The organism is Pseudomonas sp. B23(2017), from assembly GCF_002113725.1.
Lineage (GTDB): Bacteria > Pseudomonadota > Gammaproteobacteria > Pseudomonadales > Pseudomonadaceae > Aquipseudomonas > Aquipseudomonas putida_Z.
On sequence record NZ_NEJM01000008.1, the window covers coordinates 172,711 to 194,949 of the forward strand.

At 64.2% G+C, this 22,239-nt stretch carries 18 protein-coding genes, 2 tRNA genes, 2 pseudogenes and 2 riboswitches; of the genes and pseudogenes, 6 read left to right on the forward strand and 16 right to left on the reverse strand.

The window, feature by feature from the left end:
* Window positions 1-300: 300 nt before the first annotated feature.
* From CAG46_RS15230 to nhaR, 12 genes are all read right to left on the reverse strand, one after another.
* The gene (locus tag CAG46_RS15230; RefSeq protein WP_085617620.1) at window positions 301-2,451 is read right to left on the reverse strand and encodes a TonB-dependent siderophore receptor; all 2,151 of its coding nucleotides are present in this window, start codon (window positions 2,449-2,451) and stop codon (window positions 301-303) included.
* 70 nt (window positions 2,452-2,521) lie between these two features.
* Entirely contained in the window at window positions 2,522-2,932 is a 411-nt protein-coding gene (locus tag CAG46_RS15235; RefSeq protein WP_085707967.1) for a DUF2946 family protein, read from the reverse strand.
* Window positions 2,933-3,067: 135 nt separating this feature from the next.
* Window positions 3,068-3,844 (reverse strand): ParA family protein, encoded by a 777-nt coding sequence (locus CAG46_RS15240; protein ID WP_085619105.1) that lies wholly within the window; start codon window positions 3,842-3,844, stop codon window positions 3,068-3,070.
* 264 nt (window positions 3,845-4,108) lie between these two features.
* Window positions 4,109-5,680 carry a sensor domain-containing diguanylate cyclase gene (locus tag CAG46_RS15245; RefSeq protein ID WP_085619103.1) on the reverse strand — a complete coding sequence of 524 codons (1,572 nt, stop codon included), beginning with the start codon at window positions 5,678-5,680 and terminating at the stop codon, window positions 4,109-4,111.
* Window positions 5,681-5,758: 78 nt separating this feature from the next.
* Window positions 5,759-6,238: a hypothetical protein gene (locus CAG46_RS15250; protein ID WP_075044663.1), complete on the reverse strand. Its 480-nt coding sequence runs from the start codon at window positions 6,236-6,238 to the stop codon at window positions 5,759-5,761.
* A 208-nt stretch (window positions 6,239-6,446) separates the two neighbouring features.
* A complete protein-coding gene (locus CAG46_RS15255) occupies window positions 6,447-7,787 on the reverse strand; it encodes an OprD family porin (protein ID WP_085619101.1) in 1,341 nt (446 codons plus the stop codon).
* 16 nt (window positions 7,788-7,803) lie between these two features.
* Window positions 7,804-8,592, reverse strand: coding sequence for an ABC transporter ATP-binding protein (locus CAG46_RS15260; protein WP_085619099.1), 789 nt, complete (start codon window positions 8,590-8,592; stop codon window positions 7,804-7,806).
* On the reverse strand, window positions 8,589-9,605 hold the full coding sequence (locus CAG46_RS15265; protein ID WP_085619097.1) for an iron ABC transporter permease: 1,017 nt from the start codon (window positions 9,603-9,605) through the stop codon (window positions 8,589-8,591). Before CAG46_RS15265 ends, CAG46_RS15260 begins: the two co-directional genes overlap by 4 nt.
* A complete protein-coding gene (locus tag CAG46_RS15270) occupies window positions 9,605-10,615 on the reverse strand; it encodes an ABC transporter substrate-binding protein (RefSeq protein WP_085619095.1) in 1,011 nt (336 codons plus the stop codon). Before CAG46_RS15270 ends, CAG46_RS15265 begins: the two co-directional genes overlap by 1 nt.
* Window positions 10,616-10,725: 110 nt before the next feature.
* Window positions 10,726-10,924: riboswitch (cobalamin riboswitch) on the reverse strand.
* 28 nt (window positions 10,925-10,952) lie between these two features.
* A complete protein-coding gene (locus CAG46_RS15275) occupies window positions 10,953-12,119 on the reverse strand; it encodes a DUF1624 domain-containing protein (protein WP_085619093.1) in 1,167 nt (388 codons plus the stop codon).
* 203 nt (window positions 12,120-12,322) lie between these two features.
* Window positions 12,323-14,449 carry a TonB-dependent siderophore receptor gene (locus CAG46_RS15280; protein WP_085619091.1) on the reverse strand — a complete coding sequence of 709 codons (2,127 nt, stop codon included), beginning with the start codon at window positions 14,447-14,449 and terminating at the stop codon, window positions 12,323-12,325.
* A 108-nt stretch (window positions 14,450-14,557) separates the two neighbouring features.
* Window positions 14,558-14,766: riboswitch (cobalamin riboswitch) on the reverse strand.
* A 35-nt stretch (window positions 14,767-14,801) separates the two neighbouring features.
* The gene (gene nhaR, locus CAG46_RS15285; RefSeq protein WP_085619089.1) at window positions 14,802-15,695 is read right to left on the reverse strand and encodes a transcriptional activator NhaR; all 894 of its coding nucleotides are present in this window, start codon (window positions 15,693-15,695) and stop codon (window positions 14,802-14,804) included.
* Window positions 15,696-15,829: 134 nt separating this feature from the next.
* On the opposite strand from nhaR, the gene CAG46_RS15290 reads away from it, so the two are divergent.
* Together CAG46_RS15290 and CAG46_RS15295 are read left to right on the forward strand one after the other, a co-directional pair.
* The gene (locus CAG46_RS15290; RefSeq protein WP_025338519.1) at window positions 15,830-16,069 is read left to right on the forward strand and encodes a hypothetical protein; all 240 of its coding nucleotides are present in this window, start codon (window positions 15,830-15,832) and stop codon (window positions 16,067-16,069) included.
* Between the two features lie 29 nt (window positions 16,070-16,098).
* Window positions 16,099-16,851, forward strand: a complete 753-nt coding sequence (locus CAG46_RS15295; RefSeq protein ID WP_003260907.1) for a TerC family protein — start codon at window positions 16,099-16,101, stop codon at window positions 16,849-16,851.
* A 131-nt stretch (window positions 16,852-16,982) separates the two neighbouring features.
* Here the strand turns inward: CAG46_RS15295 and CAG46_RS28920 are convergent, their stop codons facing one another.
* Window positions 16,983-17,159: a hypothetical protein gene (locus tag CAG46_RS28920; protein ID WP_167506588.1), complete on the reverse strand. Its 177-nt coding sequence runs from the start codon at window positions 17,157-17,159 to the stop codon at window positions 16,983-16,985.
* 165 nt (window positions 17,160-17,324) lie between these two features.
* Between CAG46_RS28920 and CAG46_RS15300 the strand changes: the two genes are divergently transcribed.
* A complete protein-coding gene (locus CAG46_RS15300; protein ID WP_085619087.1) occupies window positions 17,325-18,059 on the forward strand; it encodes a peptidase C39 family protein in 735 nt (244 codons plus the stop codon).
* A 120-nt stretch (window positions 18,060-18,179) separates the two neighbouring features.
* On the opposite strand, the pseudogene CAG46_RS28235 reads toward CAG46_RS15300, so the two are convergent.
* The 3 genes and pseudogenes from CAG46_RS28235 to CAG46_RS15305 form a co-directional block, all read right to left on the reverse strand.
* Window positions 18,180-18,335: pseudogene (locus tag CAG46_RS28235) on the reverse strand (gamma-glutamylputrescine oxidoreductase); the annotation flags it as partial.
* An 82-nt stretch (window positions 18,336-18,417) separates the two neighbouring features.
* A pseudogene (locus CAG46_RS28240) lies at window positions 18,418-18,552 on the reverse strand (gamma-glutamylputrescine oxidoreductase); the annotation flags it as partial.
* A 103-nt stretch (window positions 18,553-18,655) separates the two neighbouring features.
* Window positions 18,656-19,939, reverse strand: coding sequence for an FAD-binding oxidoreductase (locus CAG46_RS15305; protein ID WP_025338521.1), 1,284 nt, complete (start codon window positions 19,937-19,939; stop codon window positions 18,656-18,658).
* A 203-nt stretch (window positions 19,940-20,142) separates the two neighbouring features.
* Between CAG46_RS15305 and CAG46_RS15310 the strand changes: the two genes are divergently transcribed.
* The 3 genes from CAG46_RS15310 to CAG46_RS15320 all read left to right on the forward strand — a co-directional run bounded on the left by CAG46_RS15310 (window position 20,143) and on the right by CAG46_RS15320 (window position 22,037).
* A tRNA-Val gene (locus CAG46_RS15310) sits at window positions 20,143-20,219 on the forward strand.
* Window positions 20,220-20,421: 202 nt separating this feature from the next.
* A tRNA-Val gene (locus CAG46_RS15315) sits at window positions 20,422-20,498 on the forward strand.
* 168 nt (window positions 20,499-20,666) lie between these two features.
* A complete protein-coding gene (locus CAG46_RS15320; RefSeq protein ID WP_085619083.1) occupies window positions 20,667-22,037 on the forward strand; it encodes an oligosaccharide flippase family protein in 1,371 nt (456 codons plus the stop codon).
* The last annotated feature ends 202 nt before the right edge of the window (window positions 22,038-22,239 follow it).

A 22,239-nucleotide genomic window follows, 5' to 3' on the forward strand; every position in this document is an offset into this window, starting at 1 on the left:
ATGATGAAAGTGGCGCGGTCGGGCCGCGCCATCATTGTTGTGCTTGCCAGTAGATAGCCGGGCGCTGGAAGGCGCTTTGTCGAGGGCGACCTCGGGATACCTGATTCAACCGCGAGCTGTTCGCTTGACGCGGTCCACTGTAGGAGCGGCCTTGTGTCGCGAAAGGGCTGCGCAGCAGCCCCTCGATTGCAGCTTCGCCACTGACATCGCCGGGGCCGCTCTGCGACCCTTTCGCGACGCAAGGCCGCTCCTACAAGAGCCAATGCAGGCCGGGATGTTCATGCAAGACAGGCCATGGGCTCAGAAGCGCATATCCAGCGCCAGCTCGAAGGTACGCGGCGGCCCCATGTAGTACTGGCTGTTGTAGGCCTGCTTGGCATACACCTCGTCGGTCAGGTTGCGTACCCGCCCAGTGAGCGTGGTGTGTTCATCCAGCCGGTAGCGGGCGAACGCGCCGAACAGGGTGTAAGCCGGGGCCTTGAGGCTGTTGGCGTTGTCGGCGTACACCGAGCCCACGTAGCGCCCGTCTGCCCCCACCGACCACGCCGGGGTCAGGCTGTAGGTCAGCCACAGGTTGGCGACGCTGGCCGGTACGTTCACCGGTGCGTTGCCCTTGCGCGATACCGACACGCCGTTCACCGCCTCGTTGAACTCGTCGTACTGCGCATCGACATAGGCATAGTTGGCCTCGGCCAGCAGCTTCGGCGTCACCTGCAGGCGCCCGGACAACTCGACACCGCGTGAGGTCTGCTGCCCGGCCTGGACCGTGAGGTTGGCGTCGTTGGAGTCGCGCACGGCAAAGTCCTTGCGCACGATCTGGTACAGCGCCAGCGTGGCTGCGCCGCGCCCGTCGAGAAAGTCGAACTTGCTGCCCACTTCCCACTGCTCGCCCTTGGACAGGTCGAACAGCCCGACGTTGGAATAGGTCGCTGCCGCCAGCGAACCGGCCGGCAAGTCGGCAGAGGTACTGTACTGCGCATAGACGCTGGCGGACGGGGTCAGCGCATAGGTCAGGCCGATACGCCCGGAAAGCGGTTCCCAGCGCCGTTCGAAGAACGCCGGCGAGGTTGGCGTTACCGCGCCGTAGTTGGTCACCTGCATGTCAAGGTAGTCGTAGCGCAGGGCGGTCAGCAGGGCCAGGCGTTCGGTGAGTTGCAGGCGGTTTTCGGCAAACACCGCGCGGTTGGTCACCTCGTGGCGGCGTTGCTTGGTCAGGCCGGCATTCACCCCGGGGATGTCGTCGAAGCTGCCGGGGTCGAAGTGTTCGGCATCGACCACATCGCTCCAGCTGCTCGAGGTGGGGTAGAGGGTCTGGCGCATGCGCGAGTACTCCAGCCCCAGCGACCACTGGCTGGCCAGGCCGAACAGCTGGTTGTCGTGGCGCAGCTCGATGCGGTCGCCCAGCAGGTTCTGGTCGTGGCGCTGCAGGTAAGGGCTGCTGCGTCGTACCCTGCCATCGTCGGTATAGCTGTAGCGTTCGAGGTTGCGGTAGTCGCGCTGGGCGTTGTAGTGGTAAAGCGTGTTCTGCACGCTGGTGCTGTCGCTGAGCTGGTAGTCGAGGATCGAGCGTAGCCAGCGTACCCGCTGCTCATAGCGCCCGTCGCCGACGTTGTAGTTTTCGAAGCGGCGGCTGTTGTCGATCTTCATCGTGCTGCGCCCGGGCAGGATCGGCGAGCCCCAGTAAGGGCTGTCTTCGCGGTCTTCCTGGTACTCCAGGGCCAGGGTGTGGGTGAGGTTGGGCGTGAGGTCGCTCAGCAACGAGAAGGCCAGGCTGTCGGTGTGCCGTTCGTTGCGGTCGATGTAGCCGTTGCCCTGCCCGCGGCTGAAGTCCAGGCGCATGAAATGGCGGGCATCGGCGGGGTTGCTGGCCAGTGCCTGGTTGATGCCGAACGCCACTTCGCTGTCGTCGAAGCTGCCATGGCGGATACGGCCGTCGATGGTCTGCTGATCGCGGCTGGCCAACTTGGTGATGTAGTTGATCGAGCCGCCCACCGCGCCCGCACCATGCAGGAACGACGATGGCCCGCCGATCAGTTCGACGCGGTCGAGCACCCAGGCATCCACTGGCCGGGTGGCGCTGCTGTAGCCCAGGTTGATGCCGTTGTACAACTGGGTAACCTGGTTCTGGGTGAAGCCGCGGTAGGCGACGAAGCCGCCAAAGCCGGGGTTGGCCGAGGCGTTGACGCCGGTCATGGCGTTGATCACATCCTGGCTGTCCTTGGCGCCGCGCTCCTCGATCAGGCGGCGGTCCGAGACACTGACCGAGGCCGGCGTTTCCCGCGCGGTGAGGCCCAGGCGCGAGCCGGTGCGGATCGGCTCGTCCAGTTGCACGCCGCTGGCGGCGTCGCGTTCACCGTCGATGGTGGTGGCGCTCAGTTCCACCGGGGCAGCATCCGCCCAGGCAAGGTTGCAGGTGCCCATGAGGAGCACCAGGGAGGTTTTGCGAAGCATGTTGGTGTGTCTTCCACGCAAAGGTCATGGCTGACCGCGAGCGCGCGCAGTCAGGCGCGCCCGGCTGAGGTCAGGCGAAATGAGGTACGGCTGCGGGGAAAGCGACGGGGGAGGCGCGGGGGTTGAGGGCGGGGCGTTGATAGCGCGGCGGCGGTTGCGCCCAGCTGCGCACCACGATGGGCGAGGTGGCCACGGCTTGCGTAGGGGTGAACGACCAGCCTCCGCTGCTGAGCGGCACGGCCAGGCCGAACGAGGAGCACACCGGGCAGTCGAGCTGGGCCATGTGCTGGTCGCCGCCGGCGCCATCCAGGTCGATGGCAACGCCGTGTTCGCTGTTGATCGAGCAGAAACCGCCTTCCAGGCCGGCCAGGCGCAGGCCACCCATCTGGCCATGGTGCAGGCCGCACAGAACCAGGCTGAACAGGACACTGGCGTAGAGCGTCCAGGCGGTCAGCGTGCGGGTATGCCGGGTGGTTTTCATGGCGGCGAATCTACCATCCGGATGAACGGTCGGGTAGTGCTTCGGGCTTGATATTTTGGGGCTGCAATTTGACGAGATCCCTTGTAGGAGCGGCCTTGCGTCGCGAAAGGGGCGCAAAGCGCCCCCATGGTTCTATCAGGCCGCACGCTCCAGTACATCCAGCAAATCAACAAACTCCAGCGCCAATTTGTGCCGCGGCGCCAGGTGCACCAGCGGCACCGAGGCCTGGTGCGATTCACGCATCTTGATCGAACTGCTCAGGTACACCGGCAGCACCGGCATGCCTTCACCGCGCAATTGCTCGATCAGGGTCTGGTGCAGCGCGGTGCGCCCGGCGAACTGGTTGACCACCACACCTTCCACCTGCAACGCCGGGTTGTGGTCCTGGCGCAGTTCTTCGACCTCGGCCATGACGCAGTGCAGGGCCTGGCGCGAAAAGCTGTCGCAGTCGAACGGGATCAACAGCCGCTCGGCCGCCACCAGCGCGCTGAAGGTATAGAAGTTGAGCGCCGGCGGGGTGTCGATGTAGATCCGCTCGTAGTCCTCGCCCAGTTCCACCAGCAGCTTGCGCAGCTTGTTGATCTTGAACTTGCTCTCCAGCTTGCCTTGCAGGTCGCTGAGGTCGGGGCTGGCGGTCACCAGGTGCAGGTTTCTGTAGCGGGTTTCGGTGATCGCCACCCGGTGCTTCTTGCCGGCAGCGGTGACTGGCGACAAGGTCTGGCGGAAGAAATCGGCGATGCCGGAAGGAATGGCGTCATTGACCAGGCCGGTCAGGTAGTAGGTGGCATTGGCCTGCGGGTCGAGGTCGACCAGCAAGGTCCGGTAGCCTTCGGCGGCACTTGCGGCGGCAAGGTTGCAGGCGATGCTGGACTTTCCGACGCCACCTTTCTGATTGAAAACCACACGACGCATTAGATGCTCATCCATGAAGTGAAAATGTCAGGTTGGGGTCAATCCTATGACTGGAACAAGACAGTTTTATGACAAGGAATGTTACGGCCTGCCAAGTTCATTCCGTCATGTGGCAATCGGTTTGCCTTGAGCTGTGTAGTGTCTGTTCCGGCCCTTTCGCGGGTGAACCCGCTCCCACAGGTTATGCACCGCCCTTGAGGGCTGCGGGGTACCTGTGGGAGCGGGTTTACCCGCGAAGAGGCCGGAACAGGCAAGCAAGGGCGTTCAGGCAACAACCACCCGATTGCGCCCCTCCTGCTTGGCCCGGTAAAGCGCCCGGTCAGCCTCGCTCAACGCATCCCCCGGTTCGCTCTCGGTCTCGCCATCCCAATGCGCCACCCCCAGCGACACCGTCACCGCCCCCACCGGCTCCACTGGCGTATCCTGCACCGTCACCCGCAGCCGCTCGGCCACCACTGCCGCAACGTCCAGGCTAGCCCCCGGCAGCAGCATCAAAAACTCCTCGCCGCCGGTGCGGCACAGCAGGTCACCCTCGCGGCAACAGCGGCGCATCAGTTCCGACAGCCGGCGCAGTACCTGGTCACCCACCTCGTGCCCGTGGCGGTCGTTTACCCGCTTGAAATGGTCGACATCCAGCACGATGGCCGCAAATGCCCGGCCCTCGGCTTCCAGCAACGACAGGTTGAACTCCAGGCTGCGGCGGTTGCCCAGGCCGGTCAGCGGGTCGGTCTGGGCGTCGCGGTTGAGCCGGCCGATGCGTTCATGCAGCAGGTTCAGCCCAAACAGCAGCGCGCGCTTCAGCTCGGCCGCCTCGAAGTACCAGGCCGGTACCCGATGCAGGCGCTCGGCAGTGCCGGCCCGGTCCATCGAGCGGGCGCCGGCGGCCAGCTGCCACAGCGGCCGGGCGATGGTCATGGCCAGCCACCACAGCAGCACGCTGCCCACCAGCGCCAACGGTGCGGAGGTGCCGACCACGTTGAGGATCAGGTGGCTAAGCGGCGTCACTGTCTGGGTCAGCGGCTGCTGCGCAACCACGCCCCAACCGGCGCTGGGCACGGTGGCATATCCGGCGAGCATTTCCACGCCGAGGCTGTTGGTCAGTTGCCGGGTACCATTGCCCAGGCTCGCCAGCTGATCGATCAATTCATTGCCTTCAACCACCGTCCCCACGCGCTGGCTGTCGGGGTGATACAGCAGACGGCGGTTGCGGTCGACCACGTACAGGTAGGAACCGTCCTTGTAGAAATGCTCCCCCAGCAGGCTGTTGAGGATGTTGCGTTCACGCAGGTACAGGCTGCCGCCGACATACCCCAGGTAGCGGCCATTGCTGTCGAAAATGGGTTGCGACAGCGCCACCACCAGGTTGTTGGCCGCCGATATGTAGGGCGTCGACACCAGTGGGCGGCGCGCCTGCAGCGCCTCCTGGACACCGGGCGAATGCATGTGGCTGCCGACCAGGTGCCGCAAAGGGGCGGGGGAAATCGCCAGCAGCACCCCGTTGGCATCGATCACGAAGGTGGAATTGAAGGCCATGCTCTGGCTCAGGACACGCTCGGTCTCCGCCTGCAGGGCGACGGCGTCACCCAGCTGGCGGCCTTGCACGCCAGCGCTGAACGACAGCTGCTGCAAGGCGTTGTCGATAAAGGTCTCGGTGATGCTTGCCAGCTTCATCGCATACACCCGGTTGGCTTCCAGGGCATGGTCGATCAGCAGTTGGCGTTGCACCCGGTAGCTGGCGAAGTAGCTGGCGCACAGCATGACCACGGCGGTAAGGGCGCAAAGCACCAGAATGAGTGTGCGTAGATCCGGGCGCAGTCCGTGCTTGGCGTGTGGCAATCCTGACCTCGGGTGATCGAAAAACAGCTACGAAATGGGAACAACCTTACGCCTTATAGGCGCAGTGGGGAACCGCGTTCAGGAGCCTGCCTTTTCCAGCGCGTCCAGTTCGTCTTCCACCTGTTGCATGCGCTGCTCGGCCAGGGCCTGCACCTTCGCGTCACGGGCCGATTCGCGCATCAGGGCGGTGAGCTTCTCGCTCAGGCGCTTGCCGGCCTCGGTGTCTTCCAGGGCACGGGCCTTGGCCGGGTCCTGGGTGGCCTCGACGATGGTGGCGAACTCGGCATCGCTGAAGTTTTTTTCGCTGTAAAGGCGGAACAGGTCCTGGCGCTGGTCCTCGACGGTCAGGTGCTTGCGCAGCACGCCCTGGATGGTCGTCTGCGGCAGCTGAGGATGCGTGCGGCCGAGCAGCGCGGCCATGCGCTCGATGTTGTGCGTGTAGGCATCCTGCAGCGGCAGCTGGGCCAGGATCTGTTCTTCACGGGAGGGTTTCTGGTCGCAGGCGGTGAGGGCTGCAGTCAGCAGCAGGGGCAGCAGCAACTTCTGGAGGCGAGGCATGGCGTGGCCTGGTTGGGCAGTGGGTGCTGCCGATTATACGGCAGTTGTGGTTGCCTGATGGATTTTGGGGGCCGCTGTGCGGCCCATCGCGACACAAGGCCGCTCCTACAGGGAGCGCGCCTGGCCGGATCTTTGCGCGAATCCCCTGTAGGAGCGGCCTTGTGTCGCGATGGGCTGCAAAGCAGCCCCACTCAGGCAACGCGAAACATCAGAACCCACCCCCCAACGGCCATTCCACCGCCAACCGTATCTGGTCCCCATCCAGCTCCGCCTGCGCCGTATTGCCCCGATGCACGTTATGCCGCAGCGAAAACGCGGTGCCCTTGGCCTTGCCGCTCTGCACCACATACCGTGCCTCCAGGTCGCGCTCCCAATGCTTGCCCCCCTTGCCATACCCCAGGTATGCATACCCGCCCGCAGGGTCGACATGGCTGCCGTCGATATCGAACCCGCGCACGTACAACGCCGTCAGGTTCAACCCCGGTACGCCGTAGGCGCCCATGTTCAGGTCATAGCGCGCCTGCCACGATTTCTCGTTCGGTGCGTTGAAGTCCGACATCTGCACCGCGTTGGCAATGAAGATCGCCCCTCGCGTCACGTAGTCGAATGGCGTATTGCCGTCCACCTGCTGCCAGCCCAGGCTGAAACCGTGCGGCCCGTGGTCGTAACGCGAGACCAGGCTCCAGGTGGTGTTGTCGATGTGCCCGGACAGCGCCTTGCCGGTGTCGGTCGTGCGGTACAGGTTGAGGTCGAGGGTGAGGCTGCGTCTCTCATCCAGGGCATGGCTGAGGGTGCTGCCCAGGTAATGCTGGTTCCAGCTGTCCTGATAGCGTGAGGTGTACAGGCTGCCGCTGAAGGCGGCGCCGGGGTTCCACACCACGCCGGCCAGGTCGAAGCTGTTGCCCTGGCGGCCATTGGAGTAGTTCACCACGAAGCCCTGGTCGTGGCTGGAAGCATTGCGGTCGGCGTTTTCGTTGAAGTGCCCGGCCACCAGCCTGAGGTGGTCGAACTCGGTGCTGTCAAGGAAGAACCCGGTCGCGGTCTCGGGCAGCAGGCGGCTGTCGGAGGAACTGAACACCGGGGTCTTGACCCGTTGCTCACCGTAGGACAGCACGGTATCGGACATGCGCAGTTTCAGTGCCGCGCCGGCACGGCTGTATTCGTTCTTCGGGTGCCCCTCGTTATCCACCCCGAGCAAGCGTGCCTTGCCCACGCGCCCGCCGCCGCTGTCGAGTTGCACGCCCAGGTAGGCGTGGGCGTCGACCCCGACACCAATCAGCCCCTGGGTGAAACCGGACCGGAAGGTGCCCATCAGGCCATAGGCCCATTCCTCGGCCTTGCCGCTACGTTCATCGCGCGGCTTGTGGGCGTTGCGCCCGGCACTGTTGCGCCCGCCATGCTTGTAGTCGCGCTGGTCGAATACGCTGCGGTTGAGCAGGCTCCAGCGGCCATCCTCGACAAAACCGTTGCTTTGCGACTGGGCGGAGTCGGCCAGCGCAGGGGGCGCGAGCAGGGCACTGGCGAGCAGCAAAACGGCAGGGCGCGGCATGGGCAGAACTTCCTGTTCAGGGGGCGCGAAAACGCAGGATGTGCGCGCCGTCGAAGGGGTCGATGAGGTAATGGGCGTGCACGCCGAAGGTGTTCAGCAGGCGCTCGGGTGTAAGCACCTCGAGCGGTTTGCCGAGGGCGACCAGGCGGCCCTTGTCGAGCACCGCGACGCGGTCGCAGGTGAGCGCCTGATTGAGGTCGTGCAAGGCCACCAGGGTGGTCACCGGCAGGGCCTGCACCTGTTGCAACAGGCTCAGCTGGTGCTGGATATCCAGGTGGTTGGTCGGCTCGTCCAGCAGCAGCACCTGCGGCCGTTGTGCCAGGGCACGGGCGATGTGCACGCGCTGGCGCTCGCCACCGGACAACGACCCCCACAGGCGTGTGCGCAGGTGCAGGGCGTCGAGGTCGGCCAGGGCCTGCTCGACGATCGTACGGTCCTCCCTGGAGAACGGCGCCAGCGCCGACAGCCAGGGGGTGCGGCCCAGGGCAACGGCATCGAACACGCTGATCGCATCGAGGGTGTCGGCCTGCTGTTCGACCAGCGCCAAGGCCTGGGCGACACGGCGTCGGGGCAACCGTGCCAGCGGTTCGCCCAGCAGTTGCACGCTGCCGCTGCCTGGCTTGCGCAGCCCGGCCAGCACCTTCAGCAGCGAGGATTTGCCGGAGCCGTTGGGGCCGACGATGCCCAGGGTTTCACCGGCGACAACGCTCAGTTCGATATCACTGAGCACGGTATTGCCGGCCAGTTGCAGCCCCAGGTTCTGGCAACTCAAGGGGGCCATCTGTAGCGCCGTCATGACCGTCATGGGCGCCCCCGGCGGCTGACCAGGATCAGCGCGAAGACCGGTGCGCCGAGCAGCGCGGTGACCACGCCAACGGGGATCACCTGGCCCGGGATCAAGGTGCGCGAGAGAATGTCGGCGGCAATCAGGAACAGTGCCCCACCCAGTGCGCTGGCGGGCAGCAGGCGGCTGTGCCCGGGGCCGAGCAGCAGGCGCAGGGCATGGGGGATCACCAGCCCGACAAAACCGATGGCACCGACGATGGACACCATCACGGCGGTCACCAGCGCCGCGCAGCTGATCAGCAGCAACTGGGTACGCCGCACCGGGATGCCCAGCGATGCCGCCGAGTCGGCACCGAAGGTGAAGGCATCCAAGGCACGGCGATGCCACAGGCACACCAACAGCCCGAACAGTACAACTGGCACGGCCAGCCATACCGAAGGCCAACGTACGCCACTGAGGTTGCCCAAAAGCCAGAACAGGATGCCGCGCGCCTGCTCGGCGGTGGCCGACATGGTGATGAGGAAGGCGGTAAGGGCGTTGAACAGTTGCGAGCCGGCGATCCCGGCAAGGATCACCTGGGCATTGTTGCTGCTGGGGCCGGCTGCCCGAGCCAGCAACAGTACCAGGGCGAACGCTGCCAGGGCGCCGATGAAGGCACCGCCGGACATGCTCAGCGCCAGGCTGCCGAAGCCCAGCAGGCCCACCAGCACCGCACCGGTCGAGGCGCCGGCAGACAGCCCCAGCAGGTAAGGCTCGGCCAACGGGTTGCGCAACAGTGCCTGGAGGATCACGCCGCAGGTGGCCAGGCCGGCGCCGCAGGCCGCAGCAACCAGGGTGCGGGGCAGGCGGTAGTTCCAGACGATGCCGGCGTCGATCGGGTCGACCGGGTAGCCGGCCTGCCACAGGTGGTTGGCCAGCACCTGGCCGACCACGCCGGGCGACAGGTTGGTTTCGCCGATGGCGGTGCCGGCCAGCAGGGCCGCCAACAGGGCGGCCAGGGCAACGGCGATGCAGGGTAACAGGCGCATCATCACTGGGCTGCTTTGCCGCTGGCGAAGGCGGTGGCCAGTGTCTGCAGGCCGCTGAACAAGCGAATGCCGGCCTGCATGGCGTCGGCGTCGAGGATAATGATGCGATCGTGCTTCACCGCGTCCATGTTGCGCGTTACCGGGTCGCTACGCAGGAATGCCAGCTTCTTCTGGTAGTCGTCGGCGGGGTAGCGGCGGCGGTCCATGCGGGCAATGATCAGCCAGGTGGGGTTGGCCTTGGCCAGGGTTTCCCAGCCTACGGTCGGCCATTCTTCGCTGGACTCGACCACGTTGCGCACGCCAAGGGTGCGCAGCATGAAGTCGGCAACCCCCTGGCGGCCTGCCACGTAGGGGTCGATGTGCAAGTCGGCGCTGGAGAACCAGAACAGCGCCGAGGTGGCGGCCAGGTCCTTGTCGGCCAGTTGCGCCTTGGCACTGTCCAATCGGCCTTTGAGTTCGGCATTCAGGGCCGTGCCACGGTCCTGCACATTGAAGATTGCCGCCAGCTGGCTGACGCTCTTGTAGATAGTGTCGACCTGGAACGCCTGCAGGCGGGTGCCATCGGCGCCCACCAGGTTGTCCTTGCCTTCGCAGTCCGACGGCAGCAGGTAGGTGGGGATGCCCAGTTCATCGAACTGCTCGCGGGTGCCGACCACGCCCTGGGCACCGACCATCCATTCGAACTGCACCGTCACCAGTTGCGGGCGCTTGCCCACTACCGCCTCGAAGCTGGGCTCGTTGTCGGCCAGGCGCGGCACCTTGGCGTTCTGCACCTGGTACTCGGGCAGCACGTTGTTGAACCACAGCGAGGTGGCCGCCAGTTTGTCGCCCAGCCCCAGCGCGTAGAGCATCTCGGTACCGGCCTGGCCAATGGTGACCGTGCGTTGCGGCGCCTGGGCGAAGGTTTGCGGCTTGCCGCAGTTGTCGACCGTCAGCGGGTAGTGGGTGGCAGCAGCCTGGGCCAGGCCGGTGAGGCCGAGGCCGGCGAGCAGGGTGGCAAAACGGGGCAGCATGCTGGGCGATCTCCTATCGGACAGTTCGGGTGAGGAACGCACGGACAGGCATCGCCGAGCCCCCGCTGGCGGCAGGGGCAACACTGATGGCCAATCCCGGACACCCCGCCGGTTGGTGAATGTAGGCCGGCAGGTCTCCTGACTGGTGCGTCATGGCCTGGCTCCGGCCTTCCCGGGTTCGTGGCCCAGTGGCATCGATGGAGCAGGCTCGGCACCTACAGTTGCGGGGGCAGTTCCGTTTGGCCCGAATTGGCGGGCCTGGGATTCCCTATTGATTCCGTGGTGGAAACCGGCGGCCGGCATGGTAGACCATCGTGCCGCCGGGTGAAAACGCTTTTCAGAAGTACTTCAGCCAGGTGATGTCGCGCCGCCGCGCCTTCAGGCGGGCGAACCAGCGCACCGGCAGGTACAGCGAAACCGCCAGCAGCACTGCCCCCAGCCACACCGCGGCGATGCCGTCGAAGCCGAAGTAGTCGCCATGGTTGCGGCCGAACAGCGCCACGCTGGCCAGGTACAGCAGCTTCAGCACATACAGGTGCAGCAGGTAGAAGAACATCGGTGCCGCGCCGAACACCGCCAGGGCACTGATCCAGCGGGCCTGGCCGGCGCGTTCGAAGGCGCGCAGCAACAGCAGGCCACAGCCCAGGGTCAGGGCCAGGAACAGCAGCGAGGGCGGGTACTTGGTGATGTTGAAGAAACTCATCAGGGTTTGCGTGACGGTTGGGTAAGCGCTCCACGGCGCCTCGCCGTAGCCGTTGACCAGGCGCAACACGACAAAGCCCAGCAGCGCGATCAGCCCGGCCAGCAGCAGGCGATGCTGGCGTTGACCGGCCTCGCTGCCAAGGGCGAACCACGGGCCCAGGCCGTAGCCCAGGGCGATGACACCGATCCACGGCAGCACCGGGTAGGAGGTGCGCAGGCGCAGGCTTTCGGAGAACTCCAGCCAACCCCGGTCATGCAGGATCGCCCATGGCACATGCAGGGCGGATTCGGCGCCGAAGTGCAGGCCGTCGAGCAGGTTGTGGCCGGCGATGATGATTGCGCCCAGGGTGATCAGGGCGGCACGTGGCAGCCAGACCAGCAGCGACAGGGCGATCATGCTCACGCCGATGGCCCAGATCACCTGCAGGTAGATGACGCTGGGTGGCAGCTGGAAAGTCCAGGCGAAGTTGACCAGGGTGAATTCCAGCACCACCAGGAACAGCCCGCGCTTGAACAGGAACGCCGAGACATCGCCGCGGCCCTGGTGTTTCTCCCCGTACAGCCAGGCCGACAGGCCGGTCAGCATGACGAACACCGGCGCGCACAGGTGGGCCAGGGTGCGGCTGAAGAACAGCGAAGGCTCAGTGGTATCGATAGCCATCGGGTCGCTGACCTGGCGGTGCAGGAAGAAGGTTTCGCGGACATGGTCCAGGAGCATGAACAGGATCACCAGGCCGCGCAGGGCATCGATGCTCTGCAGGCGCTGGGTGACCAGGGTGGGGGTGGCGCTGGCGCTTGTCATGGGAGGTCGCTGATAGGAATGGATGTCAACTGAAACGTTATCTTATAACTAAAGTGTGACGGGGCGGTAGATGTTTTTGTGCTACCTGTGCCGGCCTCTTCGCGGGTAAACCCGCTCCCACAGGTACCTCACCGTATTCGAATTCTGTGATATCCCTGTGGGAGCGGGTTTACCCGCGAAGAGGCCGGTGCAGGCAGTTCAGGTCAGAAGCTGTAATCCACCGTCGCAAAGTACGACCGTGGCATTCCCATCAGCCACTGCTGGCCACTGAACGCCGACTGCACATACTCACGGTCGAACAGGTTGTTCAACTGCAACCCCAGCCGCACATCCGGCAACACCTGCCAGCCGATGTCGGCATCGACCACGGTGTAGCCGGGGGCGCTCTGGGTGTTGGCGGTATTGGCATATCGTTCGTCCACATAGCGCGCGCCAATGCCGGCCTCCAGCCGCTGGCCGAAGCCTTTGCTCAGCCACAGGTTGGCGGTACGCCGCGGGACATTGGCCGGGCGATTGCCCGCACGGTCCTGCGCCACGCCGCCGACCATTTCGTCGAAGTCGTCATACCTGGCGCGCACGATCGCCGCGTTGGCCGACACCTGCCACTGATGCGCAAGCGCCAGTTCCAGGGTTGCCTCCAGGCCGTCGGACGTCTGCTGGCCAGCCTGCTGCTTCTCGTGGGTGAACGGGTCATCCACCAGCAGCTTCTTCTTGACGATGTGGTAGGCCGCCAATGTCCATTCGCCACGCCCCTCCCAGAAGCGCTGCTTCAGGCCCACCTCGGTCTGCCTGGCCTCGGTCAGGTCGTAGTGCATCTGGTTGGCGCTGAGGCTGATGAGGTTGTCGACCCCGTCCTCGCTGGTGGAGTACTGGCCATACAGCGACAGGTCGTCGCTGACCGCAAACACCAGCCCGGCACGCCAGTTGCCCCCTTGCAGGCTGCGGTCGCTGCGGCTGTCGGTGGTCAGTTTCTCCTGGACGATGTGGTTCTGGTCGCGGCGCACACCGGTGACCAGGGACAGGCGATCGCTCAACTGCAGGCGGTTTTCGGCGAACAGGGCAAAGGTGTGGGTGATAGAGAGCGTTTGCGGGCGCAGCGGCGAGGCGCTGTGGAACCAACCCGGTTGTGGCTGCCACGGGTCGACGTAGTCACCGCCCACATCGTTGTAGGGCGCGTTGCTGTCGACGTTGAAGCGGACTTTGTTGTACTCGGCGCCGACCACGGTCTTGCTGGCCAGGCCAAACAGCGTGTGGTCGAGGGTGAAGGCCTGGCGATCGCCGAACTGTTCCTGGTTGTGCTTGATCTGCAGGTAGCTGCCGCGCAGCAGCTGCTGGCGCCCGGCATCCCAGCTGTACTCCTCGGCATTGCGCCAGTGACGGCGGCTCTTGATGTAGTACAGCTGGTTGCTGGCGCTGAGGTGGTCGCTCAACGTCCAGTCGGTGTTCAGGCGGGTCCATTCATCGACGTAGTGCTGCACATCGTCCTGCACGTTGTAGTTCTTCTTGCGCAGGCTGCTGCGGTAGTGGCCGTCGATCAGCGGGGTGCCGTAGTAGTTGGCAGGTTGCGCATCGCCGCGGTCGTGGGCGAGGGTGAAGCTGAGGTCGTCGCTGGCATCGAAGCGCAGCGCGGCGCTCAGCGCCAGGCTGCGTGACGGGGTGCGGTCGACCCAGCCGTTACCGGTTTGCTGGTTCAGGGCCAGGCGGTAGCTCAGGCGCTCGCCGAGGCTGCCGCCGCTGTCCAGGCCGAGCTGCTGGCGGTCCCACGAACCGTAGCCCAGGCGCAGGTGGTTGCGTACCTCGCCGGCAAACGGCTTTTTCGGGATCACGTTGACCACCGCACCGGTGGCCCCTTCGCCATACAGCACCGAGGCCGGGCCGCGAATCACATCGATGCGCTCGACCATCCACGGGTCGACCGGGAACGTCTGGGTGCCGGCACCGGTGTACAGGCGTGCGCTGTCGAACAAGGTCATCACCGAGTTGTGCCCGGTAAAGCCGCGGGCGGACAGGCCCGTACCGCCGTCGCCCGGGGAGCCGATGTAGCTGATGCCCGGTGAGCGGGTCACCGCGTCCTGCACGGTGAGGTTGTTGCGCTGCTGGATCTGCTCGGCGCTGATGCTGCTGGTGCTGGCCGGTGTCTCAAGGGCGCTGAGGCCCAGGCGCGAGCCCGCCTGGGTCGGGGTGGCCAGGTCGATGGCGTGGCTGCCTTGGGTGTCGGTGATGGCCGTGGAGGGCAGGGCCAGTGGCTGTCGGTCGAGGTCATCGGCCAGGGCCGGCAGGGATACGGCCAGGCAGGCCGCCAGGGGGTGAAGCTTTAAGATACGGGACATGTCGTTCCACTACTGCAGGAATGAATGGATCCCGGTGGAAAACACGCAAAGGCGCACCGTGCACGCAGGCGCGCGCGCGGATACCGGCCTGCGCCCGCCCACCGCGGGTTGCCAAGTGAAGCTCCAGGCCGGTCTCCGGGCTTGCGAGGGGCATGAAACCTTCACCTTCCCATGCATGTGCACAGTGGTATCTCGAAGGGTTCGCTCGCTTACCGTTGCGGGGGCAGCGCCGGACTTGTCGTGGGCAACACGACGCACCGGCTTCCCGTTTCACCCTGCGCGCGGCGGCGCAGGGCACCTGAAACTGGCGGGCATATGACCATTGAAACGCGGGAGGCGTCAAATCTGCCTGCTACCAATGAAACAACTCTCGTCGCGCCCCCTCGGTAATCGCCACGATCCCCGGGTGCTTGACCTTGCGCTCCACCGAAATGGCATAGAACGACTCGTGCACCGCCTCGGTCTGCCCGATCAGCTCCACGCCGTACTGGCGGCACACTTCCTCGGCGATCACGCTGGGCGCGACGAAGATGCCGCTGCCCGACTGCCCGAACGCCTGCATCAAGGCACTGTCATCGAACTCGCCCACGATCCGTGGCTGCACCTGCTGTTCACCCAGCCAGCGCAGCAGGCGGCTGCGTACCACGGTTTCCGGCCCGGGGATAAGCAATGGCGCATCCTGCAGGCAGGCGGGGAAGGGGCCTTCCAGGCGTTGTGCCAGCGCCGGGGTGGCGAAGAAGCTCAACCCACACTCGCCCAGTTTCTGGCTATAACCCTTGATGTCCAGGTGGCTGGGCATGGGGCTGTCGGAAATCACCAGGTCCAGGCGCTGGATCGCCAGGTCGGCCAGCAGCCGTTCGAGCTTGTCCTCGCGGCAGTTGATACGCAGCACGTCGTCCAGCTCCATGGTCGGTGCCAGCAGGCGGTAGACGATGGACTTGGGCACCACGTCCGCCACGCCCACGCGGAACAGGATCTGCTCCTGCGGGCCGGCCCGCAGCATGGCCTCCAGCTCGTTACCCAGCTGGAACATCTGCTCGGCATAGATCAGCGTCTGGCGCCCGGTTTCGGTCAGTTCCAGCTGGCGCCCCACGCGCTGGAACAGCTCCAGGCCGTAGGTCTGTTCGAACAGGCTGATCTGCCCGCTGATGGTTTGCGGGGTCAGGTTCAACTGTTCGCTGGCGCGGGCGATGCTGCCGGTCTTGGCCACGGCCCAGAAGTAGTGCAACTGCCGATAGTTGAGCATCGGTATCGTTCCGGATTCGTAAAAACCGAAGTATAACCGCTGAAAATACGAATTTTCCGGATGTGTTGCGCTCTTTAGAATGCGACTCCATCAGGCGCCGTGTGCGCCGCCGGAACATGAAAAGCGAGGAACCCATGCTGCAACTAAAATCCATCGGCACGCCGCTGGTGCTGGCCTTGGCCCTGTTCACCCTGGCCGGTTGCGAGCAGGCCGAGAAATCCGCCCAGCAGATGCTCGACCAGGCCGCACAGTCGGCCAAGCAGGCCATCGACGACACCAACAAGGCCGCCCAGCAGGCGTTGAGCGAGGCCATCGGCAGCGAAGGGCACAAGCCCAAGGACGCCGACAAGAAAGAAGACACCCAGGAAATCTGACCCCCAACCGCTGCTGCAGGATTTGAACAATGGAATACTTGCTGGAACTCGTCGCTAGCCCTACCGCCTGGGTTGCCCTGGCTACGCTGGTGGCCATGGAAGTCGTGCTGGGCATCGACAACCTGATCTTCATCTCCATCCTGACCAACAAGCTGCCGGTGGAGTACCGCTCCAAGGCGCGCCGTATCGGTATCAGCATGGCCTTGGTCATGCGCCTGGCCTTGCTCAGCACGGTGGCCTGGATCGTCCAGCTGACCGACCCGGTGTTCGAAGTGTTCGGCAATGCCTTCTCCTGGAAGGACGTGATCCTGATTGCCGGTGGCCTGTTCCTGCTGTGGAAGGCGACCAAGGAAATCCACGAGAACGTCGACCCGCACGGGGCCAAGGAAGAAGCCAAGGTGTCGTCGACGGTTACCCTGGGCTTTGCCGCGGCGATCTTCCAGATCCTGTTGCTGGACATCGTCTTCTCGGTCGACAGCATCATCACCGCCGTGGGCATGACCGAGCACCTGCCGATCATGATCATTGCCGTTATCACTGCCGTGATCGTCATGATGGTGGCCGCCGACCCGTTGGCCAACTTCATCAACGACAACCCGACCGTGGTGATGCTGGCCCTGGGCTTCCTGATCATGATCGGCATGACGCTGATCGCCGAAGGTTTCGGCGCCCATGTACCGAAGGGTTATGTGTACGCGGCCATGGCCTTCTCGACGGCGATCGAGATCCTCAACATCCTGGCCCGTCGGGCGCGGTTGAAGCGCGAAGCGGCTGAAGGTTGATGTGAAAAGGCGGGGCGCTTGCGCCCCGTTCGCGGGCTTGCCCGCTCCCACAGGTGCCGCGTCAGCCGGATAGCTACGCGGTCCCTGTGGGAGCGGGCAAGCCCGCGAATGGGGGTAGGGAAAATCTGTAGTCAGTGCACCCCGGCATGCCGGCGCGCCCGGCGCACAGGCTGTGGCTTGGCGGGGGCCTGCGGTGGCAGGTGGTGGTGGGAATGACGCCGCACGATACGCAGTACACCCCATAGCATGGCGGCTGCAACGCTCAGCCACATGCCCACCAGCATGAGGATTGCCATGGTCAGGCTCATCTGTGCCTCCATCTCTACGGGCCGCGCTCGGTCGCCGACGCTGGCCTTCCAGACACTGCTTTAGTCTAGTCTCTCGCCTGTGACGTTCCATTGACCAAAGGTCTATTGCTTGGTCCGATTTGCTCCTAACCGGTGTCGGACTATACCCGCGCCGCTGTCCGACCTATGATCGGTGGCCAGAGCCGAGCGCTGCCTGCCCGGCGTTGGAGCAAGCGAGTGTCCATGCAGCAACCTTCCTTCAAGACCATCCCTCGTCGCCTGCTGGCGGCCTGCCTGGTAGCGGCCAGCCTGGCCGGTTGTGCCAGCGCACCCTCCGCCAACCTCAAGGGCCTGCCGCAGCGGGTCGAGATCAGCAGCGTGCCGTTCTACCGTGGCAACGCCAACCACAGCGGGGCCATGGCATTGGCGGCGGTGCTGTCGCAACAGGGGGCTCCGATCACGCCGGGGCTGCTGGACAAGCCGCTGAACCTGCCCCAGGGCGCCGAGGCGCTGGACACCAGCATCCCCCGGGTGGCGCGCGACTACGGCATGGTGGTGTATCCGCTGGACAAGCAGCTGGACGCGCTGTTGACCCAGGTGGCGGCGGGCAACCCGGTGCTGCTGCGTTACGAGGATGGTTCGGCCTGGTGGAGCGAGCCACGCTATGCCGTGCTGATCGGCTACGACCGCTACAAGCAGCGGGTGCTGTTGCGTTCAGGCATGCACCGGCGGCAGCTGATGGCGTTCGATGACTTTGCCTCGGCGTGGGCGAAGCTTGGGAGCTGGGCGGTGCTGGTGCAGCCACCGCGGCAGCTGCCGGCCCAGGTGGACCGCCAGCGCTGGTTGCAGGCTGCGGATGAACTGGCGCGGGCGGGGCAGGAGATTGCGGCGAAGCAGGCCGTGAGTAGCCTGAACAAATAGCTTTGTCTGTACCGGCCCTTTCGCGGGTGAACCCGCTCCCACAGGAAACCCGCTGCCCTCAGGTCCAGTGATATCCCTGTGGGAGCGGGTTTACCCGCGAAGAGGCCAGCCCTGCCTACATCAGAAGCCCAGGCGATCGCGCAGGCTGTAGTACCAGGCACCAATGGCGCTGAACGGCACGCGCAGCATCTGGCCACCCGGGAACGGATAGTGCGGCAGGCCGGCGAAGGCGTCGAAGCGCTCGGCCTGGCCACGCACGGCCTCGGCCAGCACCTCCCACAGGAAACCCGCTGCCCTCAGGTCCAGTGATATCCCTGTGGGAGCGGGTTTACCCGCGAAGAGGCCAGCCCTGCCTACATCAGAAGCACAGGCGATCGCGCAGGCTGTAGTACCAGGCACCAATGGCGCTGAACGGCACGCGCAGCATCTGGCCACCCGGGAACGGATAGTGCGGCAGGCCGGCGAAGGCGTCGAAGCGCTCGGCCTGGCCACGCACGGCCTCGGCCAGCACCTCCCACAGGAAACCCGCTGCCCTCAGGTCCAGTGATATCCCTGTGGGAGCGGGTTTACCCGCGAAGAGGCCAGCCCTGCCTACATCAGAAGCCCAGGCGATCGCGCAGGCTGTAGTACCAGGCACCAATGGCGCTGAACGGCACACGCAGCATCTGGCCACCCGGGAACGGGTAGTGCGGCAGGCCGGCGAAGGCGTCGAAGCGCTCGGCCTGGCCACGCATGGCCTCGGCCAGCACCTTGCCCGCCAGGTGGGTGTAGGTCACGCCGTGACCCGAGCAGCCCTGGGAGTAGTAGATGTTGTCGCCGATACGGCCAACCTGCGGCAGGCGCGACAGGGTCAGCAGGAAGTTGCCGGTCCAGGCGTAGTCGATCTTCACGTTCTGCAGCTGCGGGAAGGCCTTGAGCATCTTCGGACGGATGATCGCCTCGATGTTGGCCGGGTCACGCGCGCCGTACACCACGCCACCACCGAAGATCAAGCGCTTGTCGCTGGTCAGGCGGTAGTAGTCGAGCAGGTAGTTGCAGTCCTCGACGCAGTAGTCCTGCGGCAGCAGGGTGCGCGCCAGTTCGTCGCCCAGCGGCTCGGTGGTGATCACCTGGGTGCCGCATGGCATGGACTTGCTGGCCAGTTCCGGCACCAGGTTGCCCAGATAGGCGTTGCCGGCGACGATGATGAACTTGGCGCGGACCTTGCCCTGCGGAGTATGCACCACCGGGTTGGCGCCACGCTCGATGCGTACGGCCGGGGTTTGTTCATAGATGATGCCGCCCAGCGACTCGACCGCGGCGGCTTCGCCCAGGGCCAGGTTCAGCGGGTGGATGTGGCCGCCGCTCATGTCCAGCATGCCGCCCACATAGTTGTCGCAGGCGACCACTTCGCGGATGCGCTTCTGGTCCATCAGCTCCAGCTGGTTGTGACCGAAGCGTTCCCACAGGCGCTTTTGCGACTCCAGGTGACCCATCTGCTTGCTGGTGAGGGCAGCGAACACGCCACCGTCCTTCAGGTCGCACTGGATGTTGTACTTGGCCACGCGCTCACGAATGATGCGCCCGCCTTCGAAGGCCATCTGGCCCAGCAGCTGGGCCTGCTTGGGGCCAACGGTGCGTTCGATGACGTCGATGTCGCGGCTGTAGCTGTTGACGATCTGGCCACCGTTGCGGCCCGATGCGCCGAAGCCGACCTTGGCCGCTTCGACGATGCTCACCTTGAAGCCGTTCTCCAGCAGGAACAGGGCGCTGGACAGGCCGGTGTAGCCGGCGCCGATGATGCACACATCGGTTTCCACCTCACCCTGCAGCGCCGGACGTGGCGGCACCGGGTTGGCCGAGGCGGCGTAGTAGGACTGGGGGTAGGGGGTGTTAGCCATGCTGCAGGAACCTCGTGTTTTATATTTTTAACGAATGTACCGATGCTATCAATAATAATAAACACCCGCTAGTCGTCCGTTGAAAATCCTTTACTCGGTCCCCGTCAGCGCGCCTTTCTATAAAGAGTTTAAGATTCAGTAGGTTAGCGCGAAAAAAAATGTTGACAGGGTTTTTGGAATGGGTAGAATGCGCACCACACGACAGGCACATAGCTCAGTTGGTTAGAGCACCACCTTGACATGGTGGGGGTCGTTGGTTCGAGTCCAATTGTGCCTACCAAATCGAAGAAGGGGTGATCCGAAAGGGTCACCCCTTTTTTCATTGTGATTTTATGCGGCCAGGGGCTGGTGCGCAGCCCATCCGACCAATGCCGTGCTTCGGCTAGGCGGCCCCATGTGTAGAAAACTCGAAAGTTTTTGATTTTTCTCAAAAAAACGCTTTACAGGTACGCATTCGATCACTAATATGCGCACCACACGACAGGCACATAGCTCAGTTGGTTAGAGCACCACCTTGACATGGTGGGGGTCGTTGGTTCGAGTCCAATTGTGCCTACCAAACGAAAGTCCCGGTTTCCGGGCATCAAAAGGGCGACCCCAAGGGGTCGCCCTTTTGTTTTTGTCGTGCCCAACGAAGGGCGATTTCACGCGCTACAGTCTCGTCGGAAAGCCGCATAGCGAATTGCGACTATAGTGAGTCTCTAGCGATGGGGTCAGAGATGCGGCTATGCCTTCGATTGATGTGTCGCTTCCGTTGAGCCTGCGCAAACGGGCCATGTTGGCCAGTGCGTTGAACCTCCTCGCTGTCTTTGCTTCCCAGGTCATGCGACTGGGCGGCAATCTGGTGATCACCCGCTTGCTCGTGCCGGAAATGTTCGGCGTGATGGCCATTGCAACCACTGTTTCAGTGGTGCTGCAACTGCTTTCCGATGTTGGGCTGCGGCCGAACGTCATTCAGAGCTCGCGCGGCGACGAACCGCTGTTTCTCGATACCGTGTGGACGGTGCAAGTCATCCGTGGGTTTGTGCTGTTCCTTCTGACGTTGCTATTGGCCCTTGGGGCAAAATTCACGCAGTACATCGAACTGTGGCCGGCCCATTCCACCTACGCCGCTCCAGAGCTACCGATGGTGCTGGCTTTGTCTGGGTTCACCGCGATCATCTATGGCTTCCAGTCGCCCAAGGTCGATGTGGCCATTCGTGTCTTCCAGCAGAAGAAGGTGGTGATCGCCGAACTGATTGCACAGTTTGTCGGTTTGATAGTGATGCTCGTGGCAGGCTATCTCACCCGCTCCATCTGGTCATTGGTGGCGGCGGGGCTGCTGAGCACACTGGTTTTCACCGTACTCAGTCACCTGGTCTTCCAGGGGCCGCGCAACCGCCTGCGATGGGACCCCGCCGCGCTGCGCGAGGTGTTCGATTACGGACGCTGGATCTTGTTGTCATCCTCCGTAGGGGTGCTGGCGATGCAGGGTGACCGGATCTGGTTCGGCGGAAGTATGTCGGTCGCGGAACTAGGGGTCTATTCCATCGCTGTCGCCATCCTCGGGGCGATTCAGTCGGTCCTGCTGCGGCTGGCGGGGGCAGTCGCCTTGCCGGCCTTCAGTGAGGCAACGAGAAGTGGCGACAAAGAGCGGGTGCGCAGCCTTTACTACCGTTCCAGGGTGCTGTTCGACCTGACCTCGCTGTTCGCTTGCGGTTTTTTGCTGACTGCCAGCCCGCTGTTGATCAGTTGGCTGTACGACGACCGTTATGCCGGCGCCGGCAATACCATGGCCATTCTCTCGCTCTCTCTTTTCACCTTGCGCTTCACGCTGGCACACCAGCTCTGGTTGGCCCTGGGGCTGACCAAATACGTGGCGATGGACAACATCATCCGGGTCGTTTCGCTGTTTATCCTGCTGCCGGTCCTCATGGCCATCGGTGGCGTGAGCTATGCCATCTGGGGTGTGGCGCTGCATACCTTCTTCACGCTTTTCCTGATTTTTCCTGTCAATCGCAAACTGGGTCTGCTGGACCTGAAGCGCGAGGTTGTAGTACTGCCTGCCCTGCTGATCGGCGTCTTTTTCGGTGAAATGATAACCAGCCTGTTCACCTGATTGGGCCGTGAAGGCGCAGGCAGGTGAGCGTGTGGTCGGTAGACACATGGGCCGCGAAAGGTTCCAGCGCCTGGGAGGGGAGGCTGCAGCAGGCGGCCCCTGAGACCGCACGGTCCGGTATGCCGTTGTTATCTTTCGCCATATCCACAAGTAGAAAAAATGGCGCCATAAAACATACAGTTTCCACTGGCTAATCATTGAA

What these genes read in the sequence shown, in the direction of transcription:
- CAG46_RS15300 (WP_085619087.1), top strand. Translation starts at nt 17,325, where the DNA reads ATGATCGGTGGCCAGAGCCGAGCGCTGCCTGCCCGGCGTTGGAGCAAG.
- CAG46_RS15280 (WP_085619091.1), bottom strand. Translation starts at nt 14,449, where the DNA reads ATGTCCCGTATCTTAAAGCTTCACCCCCTGGCGGCCTGCCTGGCCGTA.
- CAG46_RS15240 (WP_085619105.1), bottom strand. Translation starts at nt 3,844, where the DNA reads ATGCGTCGTGTGGTTTTCAATCAGAAAGGTGGCGTCGGAAAGTCCAGC.
- CAG46_RS15255 (WP_085619101.1), bottom strand. Translation starts at nt 7,787, where the DNA reads ATGCCGCGCCCTGCCGTTTTGCTGCTCGCCAGTGCCCTGCTCGCGCCC.
- CAG46_RS15260 (WP_085619099.1), bottom strand. Translation starts at nt 8,592, where the DNA reads ATGACGGTCATGACGGCGCTACAGATGGCCCCCTTGAGTTGCCAGAAC.
- CAG46_RS15270 (WP_085619095.1), bottom strand. Translation starts at nt 10,615, where the DNA reads ATGCTGCCCCGTTTTGCCACCCTGCTCGCCGGCCTCGGCCTCACCGGC.
- CAG46_RS15235 (WP_085707967.1), bottom strand. Translation starts at nt 2,932, where the DNA reads ATGAAAACCACCCGGCATACCCGCACGCTGACCGCCTGGACGCTCTAC.
- nhaR (WP_085619089.1), bottom strand. Translation starts at nt 15,695, where the DNA reads ATGCTCAACTATCGGCAGTTGCACTACTTCTGGGCCGTGGCCAAGACC.
- CAG46_RS15230 (WP_085617620.1), bottom strand. Translation starts at nt 2,451, where the DNA reads ATGCTTCGCAAAACCTCCCTGGTGCTCCTCATGGGCACCTGCAACCTT.
- CAG46_RS15265 (WP_085619097.1), bottom strand. Translation starts at nt 9,605, where the DNA reads ATGATGCGCCTGTTACCCTGCATCGCCGTTGCCCTGGCCGCCCTGTTG.
- CAG46_RS15295 (WP_003260907.1), top strand. Translation starts at nt 16,099, where the DNA reads ATGGAATACTTGCTGGAACTCGTCGCTAGCCCTACCGCCTGGGTTGCC.
- CAG46_RS15275 (WP_085619093.1), bottom strand. Translation starts at nt 12,119, where the DNA reads ATGACAAGCGCCAGCGCCACCCCCACCCTGGTCACCCAGCGCCTGCAG.
- CAG46_RS15320 (WP_085619083.1), top strand. Translation starts at nt 20,667, where the DNA reads ATGCCTTCGATTGATGTGTCGCTTCCGTTGAGCCTGCGCAAACGGGCC.
- CAG46_RS28920 (WP_167506588.1), bottom strand. Translation starts at nt 17,159, where the DNA reads ATGAGCCTGACCATGGCAATCCTCATGCTGGTGGGCATGTGGCTGAGC.
- CAG46_RS15305 (WP_025338521.1), bottom strand. Translation starts at nt 19,939, where the DNA reads ATGGCTAACACCCCCTACCCCCAGTCCTACTACGCCGCCTCGGCCAAC.
- CAG46_RS15250 (WP_075044663.1), bottom strand. Translation starts at nt 6,238, where the DNA reads ATGCCTCGCCTCCAGAAGTTGCTGCTGCCCCTGCTGCTGACTGCAGCC.
- CAG46_RS15290 (WP_025338519.1), top strand. Translation starts at nt 15,830, where the DNA reads ATGCTGCAACTAAAATCCATCGGCACGCCGCTGGTGCTGGCCTTGGCC.